Genomic DNA, 14,825 nt, shown 5'->3' with positions numbered 1-14,825 from the left:
CTCTTCGCCGGCAGGAAGAGAAATTCCTGCTAGCAGATGCGGGGAAGGGGAGCGCCGGCCAGCATGTCCATGAGCTTGGTTCCTCCGAAAGCCGTCCTGAGGTAGACATTGCCCTTGCCCTCCCGCACCTCCCCGACGATGGCGGCCTCCTTTCCCAGGGGGTGCTGGCGTAGCACCGCCAGGGCTTTTTCCGCCTCCTCAGGAGCCACTATGGCCATGAATTTGCCCTCGTTGGCCAGGTAAAGGGGGTCAAGCCCCAGAAGGTCGGCCGCCCCTCGCACTAAGCCGGAAACGGGGATCGCCTCCTCTTCCAGCAGAAGGTCTTTACCCGTGGCCAGGGCGATCTCCTTGGCGGCCGTGACCAGGCCCCCCCGGGTGAGATCGCGCATGAGCTTCACTCCTGGCACCGCAGCCAGGAGATCGGCGATTATGCCGTTGAGCGGGGCACAGTCGCTTTTGAGTTGCCCGGCGAAGTCCAGGCCCGAGCGCAGGGCTAGGATGGCCAGCCCGTGCTCCCCCATCCCGCCGTTTACCAAAATGCGGTCTCCAGGGGCCACGCGGTGGTAGCCCAAGTCCACCTCCGGCGGGATGATCCCCACGCCGGTAGTGCTGATGAAAATCCGGTCGAGCTTTCCCCGCTCCACCACCTTGGTATCCCCCGCCACGATCTCCACCCCCGCCTCTCGGCAGGTGGCGGCCATGGAAGCCACCACCCGCTCCAAGTCTGCCAGGGAAAGCCCCTCCTCCAGCAAGAAAGAGGCGGTCAAGTAAAGGGGGCGGGCACCGCTCACCGCCAGGTCGTTAACGGTGCCGCAGACCGCCAGCTTCCCTATATCGCCTCCGGGGAAGAAGGGGGGACTCACCACGAAAGCGTCGGTGCTCACCGCCAGCCTGCCCGCCGGCAAATCTAAAGCTGCGGCGTCGGTGAGGGCTTGCAGGGCCTGACCAGGGAAGTAGCGTAAAAAAAGATCTTTTACCAGTCGGTAGGTAAGTGCTCCGCCGTCGCCGTGAGCCAGCAAAATCACGTCCTGAGCCAATTTCTAAACCTCCCGTTCGTAGCGGTAGTAGGCGGCGCAGGCACCTTCAGAGGACACCATGCAGGGGCCAACGGGATGTGTGGGATGGCAGGCCCGGGCGAAGAGGGGGCAATCTTTGGGGGTAAGCTTTCCCTTGAGGATCTCCCCGCAAGCACAGCCCGGTGGCACGCGCACCTCCACCGGGGGAAGCTCGAAGCGCCGCGCAGCGTCAAAGGCGGCCAGCTCCTCTCTAAGCCTGAGGCCACTTTGCGGTATGCATCCGAAGCCTCGCCAGGAAGCGTCGCAGACAGTGAAGACCTCCGCCAAAAGCTTCTGCGCCCGCAGGTTGCCTTCCTCCCGCACCACGTGGGAGTAAGCGTTGCGCACCTCCGCCTTGCCTTCGAGTAGCATCTCAAGTAACTCTCGAACGGCATCCAAGATTTCGTTGGGTTCAAACCCAGCCACCACCGCCGGCATACCATAATCCTCCAGGAAGAGGTAGGCGCGGCGTCCTATAATGGTGCTCACATGCCCCGGCAGGAGAAAACCGTCAAGCTTTATTTCTGGATCAACCAGCAGGGCCTTTAAGGCCGGGGGGATGAGTTTGTGGGAGACGTAGACGCTGAAGTTCCTAAGTCCCTTCCGGGCCGCCTCTTTAATGCTCAGCGCCACGCCGGGAGCGGTGGTCTCGAAGCCCACACCCAGGAAGACCATTTGCCTGGAGGGATTGGCCTCCGCCCAGGCTACCGCTTCAGCGGGAGAGTAAAAGATCTTCACCTCGGCCCCCAGAGCTCGCTCGCGCTCCAGGGAAGAGAAGCTCCCCGGCACCCGCACCATGTCGCCGAAAGTGCCCACCACCACGCCCTCCAGCCGCGCCAGAGCTATCATGCGGTCGATGTCCGCTTGATCGGTGACGCACACCGGGCAGCCGGGACCACTGCGCAGCTCCAGGTAATCCTTCAAGAGACTTCTTATGCCGGAGCGGGAGATGGCCATGGTGTGGGTGCCGCAAACCTCCATGAAAATAAGCCGCCGCCCCAAGCGGTCGCTTACTTGAGCGGCCAACTCCTGCACCCTACCGGCCAGTTTCCGTCCGGTCGCCGGGTCTCTCAGTCTCTCCCATATCTGCATACCTTAATATTTCCTCCCAAAGCTTAAGGCGCTCCTGGGCTTCTTCCACATCCACCTTCTCAATGGCGTAGCCGGCGTGCACCATGACGTACTCCCCCACCTCCACCTCACCGATGAGGAAGGTGCTGATGCGCTGGCGCACGCCGAAAGTTTCGATCACGGCCACGTGCTCTTCGGGGTAGACCTCCACGATCCTCCCCGGTATTCCTAGACACACTCTTCCCACCACCTCTTATAAGCTACGGCTGCCTGGCCTAGACACAGGCCGCCGTCGTTGGCCGGCACTTGCCGGTGGTAAAGCACTTTAAGCCCCAGGGCCTCCAAAGACTCCCGGGCCAGAGCGAAAAGGTAGGGGTTCTGCCAGGTACCCCCGCTCAGGGCCACGGCGGTAAGCCCGGTACTTCTTGCCACTCGGGCCACCGCCTCCCGTACCATGGCAACCACGGTGTTGTGGAAACGGGTGCTGATGATCCGTTTGTCTTCTCCCCGCGCCAGATCGGCCAGGAGCTCCAGGAAGAGGGGAGCCGGGGATATCTCCTCCCCTCCGAAGGCGAAGGGGTAAGGAGGAAGGCGCTTGCCTTTTTCTAGCGGCAGGACCATTTCCCCCAGCTCTATCGCCGCCTGCCCCTCGTAGCTTATCTCCCACCTCACCCCCAAAAGGGCGGCCACTGCGTCGAAGAGGCGGCCGCAGCCGCAAGCCAGCGGGGCGTTTATCCGCTGGGTGATTATTTTTTCCACCAGGGAAAGCTCTTGCTCCTTGGCGCCGAAGAGCCGGCGGGACCACTCTCGTCCCTCCTCCCCTAGAAAAGTGAGGAGGTAGGAGACGGCTATCCGCCAGGGGTGCTTTATGGCCGCCTCCCCACCCGGGAGGGGGACGTAAGCCAGGTGGTAATGGCGCTCGAACCGGCTGAAATCGCCGGTTAGGATCTCAAAGCCCCACAGGCATCCGTCGGTACCGTAGCCGGTCCCATCCAGAATTACCCCGATGGCAGGTCCCTCAACCCCATTTTCGGCCAGGCAGGACGCCATGTGAGCGTGGTGATGCTGGACGGCAAAGCGGTATTTGGCCTCCAGCTCCCGCGCCAGGCGGGAAGAGCGGTAGTCGGGGTGCAGGTCGTAGCCTATGACTTCCGGCTTAACCCCCAGAAGCCTGGTGAAGTTCTCCAGGCTGGTCTTTAGGTTCTCCTCCCCTTCCACCGTGTCGAGCTCCCCTATGTGCTGGCTCAAGAAGGCTTCACCCCGCCGCAGGAGGCAGAAGGTGTTCTTCATCTCCCCGCCTATTCCCAGCACCACCGGCCCTTCCCCCGTCGGTACCTTGACCGGTTGAGGGACGTAGCCTCGCGAGCGCCGGTAAAAGACGGGTGTATCCCCCATCACCGCTACTACCGAGTCGTCGCAGCGGTTGACGATGTCCCGGTTGTGAATGAGGAAGTAGTCGGCAATATCTCCTAACTCCTCCCAGGCTCGCTCGTTGTCCTTGCAAAGGGGCAGGCCCGAGCGGTTGCCGCTGGTCATGACCAGCAAGGGAAGGGGACCTTGCAGGAGCAGGAGGTGTAGCGGCGTGTAAGGCAGCATGACCCCCAGGGTTTTAAGGCCGGGAGCCAGCTCCTCTGGAAGGCCCGCCTCCGGGCGTCGCTTCAGCACCACGATGGGCGCCGCCGGGGAGGTCAGAAGCTCCTCCTCCAGAGGTCCAAGCTCGCAGAAGCGGCGCACCACCTCCACATCCCGCGCCATGACGGCCAAGGGCTTGTGGGGACGCCGCTTGCGCTGGCGCAGTAAAGCTACCGCCCGCGGATCCAGGGCGTTACAGGCCAAGTGAAAGCCGCCCAAGCCCTTAACCGCCAGGATCTTCCCCGCCCGCAAAAGTTCCCAGCAGTTCTCCCGCCAGTCACCCTCCACCGATCTCCCCTGAGCATCGTAAAGCTCGAGCTGGGGGCCACAGCGCGGGCAGGCCACCGGCTGGGCGTGGAAGCGCCGGTCCAAGGGGTCGTGGTACTCGCGGGAACAGTCCGGGCACATGGGGAAAGAAGCCATGGAGGTGCGCGCCCGGTCGTAAGGGAGTTCCCGCACGATGGTGAAACGGGGGCCGCAGTTGGTGCAGTTAGTAAAGGGGTAAAGGTAGTGCCGGTTCTCGGGATCGAAAATCTCCCGGGCACAATCGGGGCAGATGGCCACGTCCGGAGGAACCAGCGCCTCCTTCTCCGGAGCCGCACGGCTCGAATCTATCTCAAAGGCGGAGTAACCCGCCGGCGGCAGCACCTCCACCAGAAGCTCAGCTATCCGGGCCAGGCGCGGGGGGTGCTGGCGAAGTTCCTTGCAGAAGCGCTTGACCTCCTCCTCCCCACCCTCCACTTCCACATAGACCCCCTGAGCGTCGTTGCGCACGAAGCCCTTAAGCCCGTACTTCATGGCCAGGTGGTAGACGAAGGGACGGAAGCCCACGCCCTGCACCGTGCCCTTGACGGTCAGGCGGTAACGGACGCGGCCTCCTTTTTCTGCCGAAGCCGCTCTTCCAGCCACTGGCACCATGCTTCCAGCCCCTCTCCGGTCTTAGCCGAGGTGACTATGATCGGAACCTCAGGGTTTAGGCGGTGTACGTCTTTCTCTACCTCCCCCAGATCGAACTCCAGGTAGGGGATTAGATCTCCCTTGGTTATGAGAACGAGCTGGGCCTGCTCGAAAACCAGCGGGTACTTCGCCGGCTTATCCACTCCCTCCGTAACGCTCAAGAGGGCCACCTTAGCATCTTCTCCTAGATCGAATTCGGCCGGGCAGACCAGGTTCCCCACGTTTTCCACGAAGATGAGGTCGAAAGGACCTTCCCCCAGCTCCTCCAGCGCCTTGGTCACCATGGAGGCGTTGAGGTGGCACACTCCTGCCGTGTTGATCTGCACCACCGGGACCTCAAGGTGCGCTATGCGGGCCGCGTCGCGGACGGTGTAGACGTCCCCCTCGATCACCCCTATGCGCCACCGGTCCTTCAGGCGCTTTAAAGTAGCCTCTAAAAGGGTGGTTTTGCCCGCCCCGGGGGAGCTTATGAGGTTCACCATGAGGCAGGCGCTTCTTGCCAGGCGCTCCCTAACCTTCTGCGCCACTTCTTCATTGGCACGAAGCAGCCGTTGCCCCATCACCACTTTTATCTCCATGTTCCTCCTCCTCCGTATCCCCTTCGTAGAAGTCCACGTAAAGCTCTTTCCCGCTCACGACCTCGCAGCGCCCCCCGCAGGAAGGGCAGGCATACTGGATGTACTCCGGCTCAAAGGTTTCCCCACACTGGCGGCAGCGCATGACCAAGGGGCGCTCCTCGATCTCCAGCACTGCCTCTTCGAATATGGTGTCTGGCTTCAAAGTGGCGAAGGCGAATTGCAGAAGATCGGGCTGGGCCAAGGTAAGCTGCCCTACCACCAGCTTAACCTTGGTCACCCGGCGCACCCGGTTGGCAGCGGCGCTCTCCTGTATTAGCTCCATCATCGACTGCACGATACTGAGTTCGTGCACTTTTTCGCCCCCTCTATAGCTTTCGAGCCGAACGGGGCCTTTCCTTTAAGTCAATTTTAGTACTTAAGATTCATTTTGCAAAAACCGCTCGATTTCGCGTCTGGCCAAGGCTACCGCCCTGGGCACCGCTTCCTCTACCTCCGGGGAAAGGGTCTCCTGCCAAAGCCCCATTTGCCTCCCCACTATCCCGATGACGATCAACTCCTCGGGCATCGGCACCCCCACCTCCCTCCCCCAGGCCAGAGCCTCGCGCACGGTGACGTCGTGGGCAGAAAGCCTCCTCGCCCCTTTAGGCAGATCCGCCTCGGTCAGGCGCAGGACCGATCCCGGCGGCAAGTCGGCCACCATCGCGTCCACCAAGATAGCCTTCTCGGCCCCGTAAAGAAAGTCCAAGATTCCCAGACCCGCCGTGCTGCACTCTACAGCCTCCACCCCGGGCGGCAAACCCTCCTCTCGGAGGCGCCGCACCACCTCCAGGCCCACGGCGTCGTCGCCGCCGTAAGGATGGCCGCAGCCCAAAACCACCACGCGCGCCTTCCTTTCCATGCTCCCTCCTCCGGGGGAAAATCAGGGCCTCCCCAGAGGCTTTTTCCGGGGAGGCCCTGGGCTTCATGTCTGCTCCACTTCACTGCCGGTGGATCTGCTCCACCAGCTCGCCGTAATGGTTGTAGATGTTCACTACCAGCGGGAGCTCCCCCATAAGGGCGTGGGTGGCGCAGCTGAAGCAGGGGTCGAAGGCCCGGAAAGCCATCTCGATCATGTTTAACAACCCCTCCTTAATGGCCACGCCGGGCCGGATGAGTGCCTGCGCCGCCTTCTTCACCGCCATGCAGATGGGGGCATTGTTGTTGGTGGTGCCGACAATGAGGTTGGCCTTTACGACAATGCCCCGCTCGTCGGTCTGGTAGTGGTGAGTGAGGGTGCCGCGCGGCGCTTCGATGATGCCCACCCCCTCTCCCGCCACCCCCTCGGGGATGTTGCGGATGTCAGGGCTGGTTATCTCGGGATCGCGCGCCAGATCCAGGAGCTCCTCAGCCGCCTGCAGATTCTCGATCAGGCGAGCCCAGTGAGTAGCTAGGATGTTATGCACCGGCCGGCCGCCAAAGAATTCAAAGAACTTCTGCCGCTCCTCTTCGGCCAGCGGCGTCTTCATGGCGTCGGCCGCGTTTATTCTGCCCAGCGGAGCCGCCTGGTAGATCGAAGTGCCGGGCCCCTCCACGAATCCCTTCCAGCCAAGCTTCTTAAGGAAGGGGAACTTGAGGTAGCTCCAGGGCTCCACGTGCTCCGCCACGTGCTCCAGGTACTCCTCTTCCTTGTAGCGGCCGATCTCCCGCCCCTGGGTGTCCACGTAGCGGATTTCGCCATCGTAGAAGTCCACCCGGTTCTTTTCGTCCACTATTCCCATGTAGTTGGTCTCCAGGCGGTAGGCGTCGCTCTGGATGAGCTCCAGATACTGCTTGTTCTTGAGCACCACGTCCTCGAAGAGCTTCAAGGAGAAGCGGGCGAACTCCACCTCGAACTCGGCCCACTCCTCTATTTGACGCCGCTCCTCTTCGGTGAGCCCTTTACTCACCCCGCCAGGAACCATGAAGGCAGGATGCACCGGCCGGCCTCCCAGCATGGTCTGAATTTCCTGGGCCAGCCGCCGCGCCTTGATCACCTTCCCCCCTATCTCCAGACCCACCTTGCTGATGAGACCCACGATGTTACGCACCGGTGGGTCGGCCTCGGGGCCCACGACGAAGTCGGGAGCCGCCAGGGCGTAGAAGTGGGCTAGGTGGCTGTGGATGTAGTGGGCGCTGTAGAAGAGCCGGCGCAGCTTCAGGGCCGTGGGGGTGGGTTTCACGCCGAACACCTTGTCTACCGCTTTGCCCGCGCACACGTGGTGCGTGCCCGAGCAGACCCCGCAGATACGGCTGACAATCCGGGCCACTTCCTCCGCCGGGCGCCCCTCCACGAACTTTTCGAAGCCGCGAAGCTCGGGGATCTGGAAGTAGGCGTTTTCCACTTCACCCCGCTCGTTAAGGAAGATTTCTATTTTCCCGTGGCCTTCGAGCCTTGTTATCGGATCAATCGTGATCCGCTGCATCACTTCCTCACCCTCCTCAGGAGCGAAGCCGGCAGGCCGAACCAATAGAGCATCCCCGCCGGGTCGGCAATCTGGTCTAGGATCTTGGCCGCTTCCTCCGGGGTGTTCGCATCTATGACCGAAGCCAGAGCGCTTATGTACTTGGCCCCGTGGTCGACCACCCCGTCCAGAGGACCGTAACAGCCCCGGCAGGGCTGGTTGGCCACCGGACAAGCCGCCCCGCAGCCGCCCCGGGTGGCGGGCCCCATACAGGGAATGCCCTGCTCCAAGAGGCAGCGCTCCGGGTCGGGGATGATCTCGTGTACGCGGTAGAAGCGCTTGATGGCCTTATTCTCTTTTATCCGGGGGCACTCTTCGCAGACCGACTTGGTGGAAGCGCCGACTATCGACCCCTTGGGCGGAAGGTTACCGGCTACTATGGCCTGGAAGACGTTCCAGATCTGGTGGGAAGCCGGGGGGCAGCCGGGCATGAAGTAGTCTACGTCCACCACATCAGCCAAAGTTTTTACCTCTTCGTAGAAGGCGGGCAGGGTAAGAACCCCTTCGCGCACCTGGGTTTCCGTCTGGGGAAGAACCTTGTCGGGGTTATCGGTGGAGGGACTTTCGAAGTAGACGCGGCTTAAAATCCCTTCCCGATCCTTAAAGTTGGCCAAGCCCGGGATGCCTCCCATCATGGCGCAGCTGCCAAAAGCCACCATTACTTTGGATTTGCGGCGCAGGAGCTTAGCCATGTGCTCGTTTTCTGAGTTGCGAATAGCACCGTGGAAGAAGCATACGTCGATGTAGCCGTCTGGGAAGGCCTCCACGTCCTTTTCCTTAATGTCCACCGCGATGGGCATGAAGACGATGTCGGCCGCCTGCACTATGTCCAGGAACTTTTCGTGCGTGTCGAGGATGGCTACGTCGCAGCCGCCGCAGTCGGCAGCCCAGTAAGAGGCTATCTTAAGCTTTTCCGCCATGCGCTACGCCCCCTTCCCTGCCGAAGCCGCTTTTTCCTTGAACTTGGAAGGTCCCAGACGCCGGATGGTCTCGGTGAACTCGGTGACCACCTGAGCAAAGCGAGCTCCCTCTGCCGCCGAGATCCACTCCAGCCGCACCCGCTCGTCTTCCACGCCGAATTCCTTGAGCAGCTTCTTCAGGTAGAGGTAGCGGCGCATGGCCTTGTAGTTGCCGCTCTCGTAGTGACAGTCACCGGGGTGGCAACCGGCGATGAGAACCCCGTCCGCCCCTTCTTTCAAGGCCTTCAGCACGAAGGAAGGATCGACACGACCGGAACACATGACACGGATGATGCGGATGTTGGGAGGGTATTGCAGGCGGGAGACGCCGGCCAGGTCCGCGCCGGCATAGCTGCACCAGTTGCAGAGGAAACCGATAATCTTGGGTTCAAAGCTCTGCTCCATGCTCCTTACCCCTTTCTTCGTTAAAGGGTTTCCGCAAAAAGCTAAGTGCCGGCGGAAGGCAGAAGACCCTTTACTTTCGCGGTTTCACCCCCATCCGTTGGAAGGGTTTTATGTTCGCGAACAGGCTATCTGGTTGAGTTAGGTTTTCGCCTTAAGTCCAAGCCTCTTCGGAGGCTTGCCTTTACTATAACAAAAATCGGAGGGCGGTGCAAGCCCTCCGCGAAAGAGCGGCATAGTATTTTAAAACCTCTCAGCTCAGCACCGGGAGCTTGCGGGTCTGCTCCAGCCACTGGCCAAATCCGGAAAAGAGCTGCTTACCTTCCTCGGTGTACTTCCGGACCGCCTCTTTATCCCCCGATTTTTCCGCCAGCAGGGCGAGCCAAAGCAGCGCCTGGGCCTTTAACATTTTATCTTTGTCTTCCTTCAATTCCGGCAGGGCGGAGGTGAGGTACTTCTGTGCTTCCTCCCCTCGACCCAGGAAGTAGCAAGCTCCTCCTACCGCCACCTGGATGGTGGGAGTGGGAGCAAGGTAAGGAGCCACCACCCACAGCCGCTTTTCCTGCGGGGTGACCATGGCCATGCGTTCTCGGATTAGCTTAGGCACCTCTACCACTTTATTAAAGAAGAAGCGAGCCTCGTCTTTCTTACCGTTAGCAAGCTCCATGTAGCCGCCGTAAAAAGCGGTATTGGCCAGCAGCTCGTAGTTCTGAATGCGGAAGGGTGCCATACGAACCGCCGTTTCCGCTGCCTGCACCGCCTCGCGGTAACGGCCAGCCTGGTTTAAGGCGTTGGCCAAGAGGGCGTAGCTGGCCTCGCTGTAACGGCTGAGCCTCACCACCTCCTGTGCCTCTTTCACGGCCGCCTGCGGGTTTTGCTCCATGAGATAGATCTGCACCAGCAGGGCCCGGTAGTCTGCATTCAAGGGGTTATAAGTCTGGGCTTTGAGGGCCAGCGCTCGGGCCTCGCTCAGGTTATGCTGCTGCAAGGCTTGAGTCGCGGCCAGAGCCGCATTGCCGGCTACCGCCAAAGAAGTGCCCAGAGCCGCCAGCGCCAAAGCGAGGGAAGAGACCAGGACTAAAGGTGCTGGGGAAGGGCGGACAAGCCGCGCCTTAGCCCGCCGGGCCTTCCTCCCCTCCTCCTGGGGCTGACGGGCAGAGAGCTCTAGCCCCGTGACCACGCCGAAGAGGGAAAAGAGCAGGAGAGCCAGGGCGGAAAGGGAAAGGTTGAAATCCACGGCAGCGTGAACCCCTATGGCCAGGGCCGCCACCGTAGCGAGCCAGACGAGGAGTCGCTCCCGGGGACCGGAGGCGGCGTGGTAGAGGCGGTGGGCAGACCGCAGAAAAAGTACCCAGATGGCCAGGAGCACTAGAAGGCCCAGTATCCCCGTCTCTACCCCTACCTGCAGGTAGTAGCTATGTACCTGGGTGGAGTTGTAGAGGTAGTGTTGGAAATGACGGTAAGCTTCCTGCCAACCTCCTCCTCCCCAGCCCAGCCAGGGGCGGGCTGCCATCATTTCCAGAGCATCGCGATAAAAATAGAAGCGTTCGATGGCGTTTCTGGCGTGCAGCAAATCCCAAAGGCGCGACCGCCAGAGAGGATGAGAAAGAACCACCACCAAAGGGGCGAGCAGAACGGTGCTTAAGCCCACCCACCAGAAAAGCGAGGGAATTCGTGCCAGGGGGTTGGACCAGCCCCGGTAATTTCCGTAGTCCACGAGCAGTTGACAGCCCAAGGAGAGGATAAGGCCCAAAAAGATAACTCCCCAAGCCGCGTCGTAACCGCCAGCTGAAGCCAGGCGGGTGAAAGCGAGGCCGGAAAGGAGTCCCCAGAAATTGGCCTGCAGAAGGTGTAGACCCCAGGGGATTCTTACCTCTTTGGGAAGGCGCCATAAAAGCAGCGGAGCTATTACCAGCAGGGTGAGAACCCCGCCGTGGGATTTGGCTCCCCAAAAGACGGCAGCCAACAAGAAGTTCCCCAGGGCCAGGGAGTAAGAAGAATAGGGGAAACCCCGCCAGCGCGGCCCCTCTCTCCAGGATCGGTACCAAAGGTAGGTCCCTACGAGCAAAAGGGCCAGAAGGAAGCTGGCCAGCGCGTTGGGGTACTGAAAGGAGGAGTAAATGCGCCCGTTAAGGAAGCCGTCGCGGATGAAGATTATCTGGGTGGCTGTACCCAGGCCCGCCAGCGCCACTCCTACCCCGGAAAACCAAAAGGCGTACAAGAGCTTTTCCGCCTTGTCCACCGTGTCCACCAAGCGGGCCACCGACCAGAAAATGGCGAAGTAAAGGGCGTTCTTCACCAACTCGTTAAGCGCCAGCCCTTTGTTCACCGCCACTGGCAAGCTAGCCAAGTAGACAAACAAGAAGGCCAGAACGGCCCAGTCCAGCGGACGTTCCAGGAAGCGGGCCTTCCCCTTGAGCCAGCGCTCCAAGTAGACCAGGAAAAAGCACACCGCCGCCACCACCAGGGCCCTCTCCTGCTCCGGCGGAAAGAAAAGCCCCCGGAAGTACGGCGCAAGAAAGAGAAGAGCTAAAACACCCCACCAGGCTACCGCCGCCACCTCGACACCATCCTTTCCTGAGCTTTCCCTAAAATTTTAAGGCCAAGCCCGGAAGAGATCAACGCTCCCGGGGCCGAGCCAGGTAGCGGAGGCGCTCCTGGGGGGTGACTATGCTGGTGATGCGCACGCCAAAATTCTCTTCCACCACCACCACTTCGCCGCGGGCCACCAGCACCCCGTTCACCAGAATTTCCACCGGCTCATCGACCAAGGCGTCCAGCTCCAAAATGCTTCCCGGGCCCAGACTCAGAATCTCTTTTATAGGACGGCGCGTGCGCCCCAGCACTACCGAGACCTTGAGCGGAATGTCCAGGATAAGCTCCAGGCGGGAGCGGTCCACATCCAGGGATGGGGAAGTAGGAGCGAAAGCCGGGGCGGCAGTGGCCGCCGCTTCCTCTGCAGGAAAAGACTCCTGAGGAGAGAGTTCTTCCTTTTTTTCACCCCCCTCGCCGTAAACCCCCTGCCAGAGGAGAGAAGCCTCCTCTTTGGCCGTGCCCACCGACAGCACCCTCATGATCTCGGTGTCGAGCAGATCTTCTATCGTCATCCGGAAGGAGATCACAGCGATGGGGTCTTCCACCCCCAGATCGTCGGTCGTAGCCTCCCCTTCCTTGGAAAAAATGCGCACCTGCGGAGGAGCAATGCCCACCGTGCGGTGGTAGATATCGGCCAGGGAGGTGGCCGCCGCCCCCATCATCTGGTTCATGGCCTCCGCTACCGCGCTTATCTCTATCTCGCCCAAAGTATCGGAGCGCTTGCCTTCCCCCCCCATCATGAGGTCGGCCACGACCGAAGCGTCCTCCACCTTTACCACCAGGAGGCTGGTGCCTTCCAAACCTTCGGTGTAGGAAACCGAAACGATAAGGTAAGGTACGGTGAAGCTCCTGAGCAGTTCCTCCTTGGTGGTTACCCACACATGGGGGCTGGTGATGGTGACCCGCCGCCCCAGGATCTCCGAAAGGGCGGTGGCCGCCGCCCCCATGGCGATGTTGCCTATTTCGCCTAAAGCGTCCTTTTCTTCCTCGGTGAGATCGGGACCCTCCCCGGCGGTCTTAGAGCCCTCGTCCGGGGAAGTACCGGCCCCCTTCAAAAGGGCATCGATTTCCTCCTGGCTCAAGAAGTGCTCATCTTTCAATCAAGCTTCGCCCCCTTCCGCTAGGCCCGTAATCTGCACGGCCAGATGCCGACCCAAAAGCCCGGGTTGGGCTCGAAAACGCTTGACCTTGCCCACATAAACGTCGAGATCCTCGCCGAAGCGCCGCTCGAGTACCAGAACATCCCCCACCTCCAAATCCAGGAACTCCTGGACGGAAAGGCTGGTCTCCCCCATCACAACCGAGACTTCCACCGGCACTTTCTCCAGCCAGTAGCGAAGGTTGCGGGTGGCGGAGGCGTCCGGGGGCTCGGAGGGGCGCATGTGGTAAAAGCGCGAGAGCTGGCTTAAGACCGGCTCCAGCATCATGTGGGGAAAACAGAGGTTGATGAGCCCCCGCGATTCGTTTCCAACGGAAGTGGTGAGGGTGATCACCGCCACCACCTCGCTGGGAGAGATGATCTGCTGCAGCCGGGGGTTGGTCTCCACCCCTTCTACCGCGGGGGTAACTTTAAAAACGTCGCGCCAGGCGAAGGAGAGGTTCTCCAGAAGTTTCTCGGCCAGCCTGCGCCCCACCGAAATCTCTATCTCGGTAAACTCCCTTATCCTCTCCGGCATCTCTCCCGGCCCGCCGAAGAGGAGGTCGATGACCGGGAAGAGAAAGCTGGGGTTGGTTTCCATTACTGCCGCTCCCGGCAGGGGCTCCAGAGTGAAAACCACCAGGAGCGTAGGGGTGGGGAGGGAGCGGATAAAATCATCAAAGGTCAGTTGATCAACGCCGCTTACCGCCACCGATATATTGGTACGCAGGTAGCCGGAGAGGAAGCCGGAAAGAATGCGGGCCCAGTTTTCGTGCAGGAGCTGTAAAGTGCGCAGCTGCTCCTTGGAAAACTTGTTGGGGCGGCGGAAATCGTATTTCTTGGGTGCCGCCTTCTCCCCGGAGGGCAGCTCCTTTTCCGGCAGCTCTCCCGAGGCCAAAGCGGCCAGCAGGGCATCGATTTCTGCCTGCGACAGAACCTCCGCCATGCTCTCCCCCCTCTAGTCGTCGCGAGCTAGCACCCTCTCCAGCGCCTGCAGAACCCTCTCTTGCTGGAAAGGCTTTACGATGAAGTCCTTGGCCCCTGCCTGGATGGCCTCCATCACCATGGCCTGCTGCCCCATAGCGCTTATCATGATTATCTTAGCGTTGGGGTCTATGGCCCTTATAGCCTTAACCCCCTCGATGCCATCCATTTCCGGCATGGTTATGTCCATGGTGACCACGTCGGGTTTGAGCTGTTTGTAAAGCTCCACCGCTTCCCGGCCGTTGGCCGCTTCTCCCACTACTTCGTACCCGTGCTTGGTGAGAATGTTTTTGATCATCATCCGCATGAAAGCCGCGTCGTCTACTATGAGAACTCTTTTGCCCATATCTGCCAATCCCTCCTCGTTTAAAGGTTCTCGGCCGCCAGGCCTAAGGACTTAAGCAGTGTGGCCAAGGAAGGGGGGGTCAGGAAGAGGAAGAAGTGGGCGGTAATCGCTTGGCCGTCGAGCATGAACTCGGTCTCGAAAAAGAGCACCCGATCCGCTATCACTTCTCCTGCCACCAAACTGGTGGAGACTATGGAGCCCAGCATGTCGTAAGTGTAAAAGGGCACCTCGGGCACGAAAGTAAGCCCGGTAAACTCGCTTATGGCGGTGAGAAAGGCTCCCGTTAAGATGTTGCCGATCTCCTGCAAGACCGAAGCGGCCTCCGGAGTTAAGGAGAAAGGATCAGAAAACCCCTCCCCCAAGAGCCGCCTTATCAGCTCCATCGCGCTGGGGGCGGAAAAGGCGAAGAGCACCGTCCCTTTGATCTCCCCGCCCACGCGCACCAGTACCCCGGCCACCGGCTCCTCGGCGTCTCCCACCATATTGAAGATCCCCTCCAGCGGGACAAAGGTGGCTTGGGGGACGCTTATCAGCACCTTAGTCCCTATGAGCTCGGCCAGGGCGGTGGCCGCGTTACCTACGCCTATGTTGCCTATTTCCTGCAGAACTCCCAGGTAAGCTTCCAAAT

General features: G+C 60.8%; 15 protein-coding genes. All 15 read right to left on the bottom strand.

Annotation, left to right across the window (positions count from 1 at the left end; genetic code table 11):
* Nucleotides 1-29: 29 nt before the first annotated feature.
* The gene (hypE, locus tag DXX99_RS01265) at nucleotides 30-1,037 is read right to left on the bottom strand and encodes a hydrogenase expression/formation protein HypE (protein ID WP_115791703.1); all 1,008 of its coding nucleotides are present in this window, start codon (nucleotides 1,035-1,037) and stop codon (nucleotides 30-32) included.
* A gap of 3 nt (nucleotides 1,038-1,040) precedes the next feature.
* On the bottom strand, nucleotides 1,041-2,147 hold the full coding sequence (hypD, locus tag DXX99_RS01260; protein WP_115791702.1) for a hydrogenase formation protein HypD: 1,107 nt from the start codon (nucleotides 2,145-2,147) through the stop codon (nucleotides 1,041-1,043).
* Nucleotides 2,092-2,364 (bottom strand): HypC/HybG/HupF family hydrogenase formation chaperone, encoded by a 273-nt coding sequence (locus DXX99_RS01255; protein ID WP_115791701.1) that lies wholly within the window; start codon nucleotides 2,362-2,364, stop codon nucleotides 2,092-2,094. Before DXX99_RS01255 ends, hypD begins: the two co-directional genes overlap by 56 nt.
* Complete coding sequence (gene hypF / locus DXX99_RS01250; RefSeq protein ID WP_115791700.1) at nucleotides 2,355-4,676, bottom strand: carbamoyltransferase HypF; 2,322 nt, start codon at nucleotides 4,674-4,676, stop codon at nucleotides 2,355-2,357. The genes DXX99_RS01255 and hypF overlap by 10 nt, the downstream gene beginning before the upstream one ends.
* Nucleotides 4,613-5,293 carry a hydrogenase nickel incorporation protein HypB gene (gene hypB, locus DXX99_RS01245; protein WP_115791699.1) on the bottom strand — a complete coding sequence of 227 codons (681 nt, stop codon included), beginning with the start codon at nucleotides 5,291-5,293 and terminating at the stop codon, nucleotides 4,613-4,615. Before hypB ends, hypF begins: the two co-directional genes overlap by 64 nt.
* On the bottom strand, nucleotides 5,247-5,645 hold the full coding sequence (hypA, locus tag DXX99_RS01240) for a hydrogenase maturation nickel metallochaperone HypA (protein WP_115791698.1): 399 nt from the start codon (nucleotides 5,643-5,645) through the stop codon (nucleotides 5,247-5,249). The genes hypB and hypA overlap by 47 nt, the downstream gene beginning before the upstream one ends.
* Nucleotides 5,646-5,708: 63 nt before the next feature.
* Nucleotides 5,709-6,191, bottom strand: a complete 483-nt coding sequence (locus DXX99_RS01235) for a hydrogenase maturation protease (RefSeq protein ID WP_115791697.1) — start codon at nucleotides 6,189-6,191, stop codon at nucleotides 5,709-5,711.
* Nucleotides 6,192-6,270: 79 nt separating this feature from the next.
* Nucleotides 6,271-7,734: a Ni/Fe hydrogenase subunit alpha gene (locus DXX99_RS01230; RefSeq protein WP_115791696.1), complete on the bottom strand. Its 1,464-nt coding sequence runs from the start codon at nucleotides 7,732-7,734 to the stop codon at nucleotides 6,271-6,273.
* Nucleotides 7,734-8,693, bottom strand: coding sequence for an NADH-quinone oxidoreductase subunit B family protein (locus tag DXX99_RS01225; RefSeq protein ID WP_115791695.1), 960 nt, complete (start codon nucleotides 8,691-8,693; stop codon nucleotides 7,734-7,736). The genes DXX99_RS01230 and DXX99_RS01225 overlap by 1 nt, the downstream gene beginning before the upstream one ends.
* A gap of 3 nt (nucleotides 8,694-8,696) precedes the next feature.
* A complete protein-coding gene (locus DXX99_RS01220; protein WP_115791694.1) occupies nucleotides 8,697-9,137 on the bottom strand; it encodes a hydrogenase iron-sulfur subunit in 441 nt (146 codons plus the stop codon).
* A 250-nt stretch (nucleotides 9,138-9,387) separates the two neighbouring features.
* Nucleotides 9,388-11,694, bottom strand: coding sequence for an O-antigen ligase family protein (locus DXX99_RS01215; protein WP_115791693.1), 2,307 nt, complete (start codon nucleotides 11,692-11,694; stop codon nucleotides 9,388-9,390).
* A gap of 58 nt (nucleotides 11,695-11,752) precedes the next feature.
* Nucleotides 11,753-12,829 carry a flagellar motor switch phosphatase FliY gene (gene fliY / locus DXX99_RS01210; RefSeq protein WP_115791692.1) on the bottom strand — a complete coding sequence of 359 codons (1,077 nt, stop codon included), beginning with the start codon at nucleotides 12,827-12,829 and terminating at the stop codon, nucleotides 11,753-11,755.
* Nucleotides 12,830-13,813 (bottom strand): flagellar motor switch protein FliM, encoded by a 984-nt coding sequence (gene fliM, locus DXX99_RS01205; RefSeq protein ID WP_115791691.1) that lies wholly within the window; start codon nucleotides 13,811-13,813, stop codon nucleotides 12,830-12,832.
* 12 nt (nucleotides 13,814-13,825) lie between these two features.
* Nucleotides 13,826-14,197, bottom strand: a complete 372-nt coding sequence (locus tag DXX99_RS01200) for a response regulator (RefSeq protein WP_115791690.1) — start codon at nucleotides 14,195-14,197, stop codon at nucleotides 13,826-13,828.
* A gap of 20 nt (nucleotides 14,198-14,217) precedes the next feature.
* On the bottom strand, nucleotides 14,218-14,823 hold the full coding sequence (locus DXX99_RS01195) for a chemotaxis protein CheC (RefSeq protein ID WP_165847643.1): 606 nt from the start codon (nucleotides 14,821-14,823) through the stop codon (nucleotides 14,218-14,220).
* Nucleotides 14,824-14,825 lie beyond the last annotated feature (2 nt).

Origin of the sequence: Ammonifex thiophilus, assembly GCF_003368535.1 — a bacterium.
GTDB classification, from domain to species: domain Bacteria; phylum Bacillota; class Desulfotomaculia; order Desulfotomaculales; family Ammonificaceae; genus Ammonifex; species Ammonifex thiophilus.
Note: the sequence above shows the minus strand (reverse complement) of the source record. Positions and strands in the feature narration are given on the sequence as shown.